Here is a 1735-nt window from a genome sequence, read left to right as displayed (position 1 = left end):
TACGTCCCATAACCAATGATTTAATGGCGCGTTCAGCTAGATTATTGGAAAGGACCAGATGCCCGTCTTTCAAAATGGCCTTAAAGGTTTCTTCATACTTGAGACTGTATTCAATTGCCCTTCCTAGTTTTGAACCAGGTAAAACTGACTGACGCCGACACCAAGCAAAGAAGTCTTCCATTAGGGGTTGGAGCTCTTCTTGACGTTTCTGTAGTCGTTCATCAGCTGGCAAAACCTCCCAGTCTCTTTCCAAGGCAAATAACTGGTCACAATAAGCTAAACCTTTAGCTCCTAAGGATGAGTTATCTGCTTGCTTGGGGGTGGATTCAAAAAACTTCCTTCTCACATGCGCCCAACATCCAACAAGTTCAGCTTCTTCCAGTTGACGATAAGCTTCTAGCGGTTCGCAGTTTACCAAGCTTAGCGTCGCCTTGCTCCTAAACCTTGGACTGCTATCGCATAGGCAGAACTAGAGGACTAAAGTCCTAAGTTACTGCCGCAACATATCACAATGCACATATCCAGAATAATCTCCTAGGAATTCTTGTACTACTGAACCACTTCGACGCTGATCATGGTGGTACAGCGTGATTCCTTGCTTCTCAGCTTTCCCAGACAAAAAAGTCCAATAGTAGGTCAGATGGCTATCACTCTCTAGCACCCTATAAGAAGTTTCATCCGCATGAAGTAAGGGCTGAGTCAATAGTCTCTCTCGCAAGAGGTTATAGAGGGGCTCCAAATAGTATTGACTCGCCTTGATATGCCAATTAGAGATTTCCTTACGTGTGATTGGTAAACCCATCCTAGCCCAATCTTCTTCTTGGCGATAATTGGGGACCTTCAGATTAAACTTCTGATGGATGGTGTGAGCGATAATAGAAGCTGAGCCAAGGCTATGCGCCAAAGGGGCTTTAGGGATAGGAGCTTTCACAATTTTATCACTCGGATTTTTCTCACTGCATGCTTGGCATTTGTAAGAGTGTTGGATATGATCTATGCGTTTTAATTGCGCAGGAATAAAGACTAATTCTTGGCCTTGAAGACTCGCTCCAATCTCTTTTAGCTCTCCCTGACAGTCAGGGCAAATGCAATCCTCTAAGCGATGATGAACTTCTTCTGAATCGAATTGGGCAAGAAGAGCTTGACGTTTTCCTTTAGCTTTCTTACGTTTATAGGTGATTTCTTCTCTTTCAACTGGGAACCTCTCCATCTTCATCAGATGAAGCTTCCTCCTCAAAAAGGCTGACTTGTCCAGATGGACAAACACTTTTCTCAGAGGATTTTCCATAGAGCTTTTGCGTTAGATAAGCCACTTGTTCACGAAGAAGGGCAAGTTCATTGGTGAGACTATCAATTGTAGCACTCTGTTGTTGAATGATTTTTAATAAGTCTTTCATCGTCTTCCCCTCCTTGTTTTCTAACTTTATTATACTAAAAAGAAAGGCATCATTTCAATAGAAATCACGACTTTCTGATGAATTTATTTGGGGAGTGATAGAAAAGCCCTTCATCAGCCAGTCTACTTGTTCAGGTGTGAGAGCTTTGACATCCTTTTCTGTACTTGGCCAAGTCAACTTACCGTTCTCAAAGCGTTTATATAGTAGCCAAAATCCTTGACCATCCCAGTAAAGGGCTTTAAAGCGGTCTTTACGTCCACCACAAAAGAGAAAAACTTGACCGGAGAAAGGATCCAATTCAAAGTGGGTTTTAACCAGATAAGCCAGTGAATCAATGC

The 1735-nt window shown here is 42.6% G+C and carries 2 protein-coding genes and 1 pseudogene; all 3 read right to left on the bottom strand.

The window, feature by feature from the left end:
• Nucleotides 1-1216: pseudogene (locus HT671_RS11610) on the bottom strand (IS66 family transposase); the annotation flags it as partial.
• Nucleotides 1191-1397: a transposase gene (locus HT671_RS05305; RefSeq protein ID WP_000653988.1), complete on the bottom strand. Its 207-nt coding sequence runs from the start codon at nt 1395-1397 to the stop codon at nt 1191-1193. The pseudogene HT671_RS11610 and the gene HT671_RS05305, both read right to left, overlap by 26 nt.
• Nucleotides 1398-1451: 54 nt before the next feature.
• Nucleotides 1452-1735, bottom strand: a 284-nt coding sequence (tnpB, locus tag HT671_RS05300; RefSeq protein ID WP_172923076.1) for an IS66 family insertion sequence element accessory protein TnpB, incomplete at its 5' end; no start/stop codon positions are given.

This window comes from Streptococcus sp. 2741 (assembly GCF_013276315.1).
GTDB classification, from domain to species: domain Bacteria; phylum Bacillota; class Bacilli; order Lactobacillales; family Streptococcaceae; genus Streptococcus; species Streptococcus pseudopneumoniae.
Note: the sequence above shows the minus strand (reverse complement) of the source record. Positions and strands in the feature narration are given on the sequence as shown.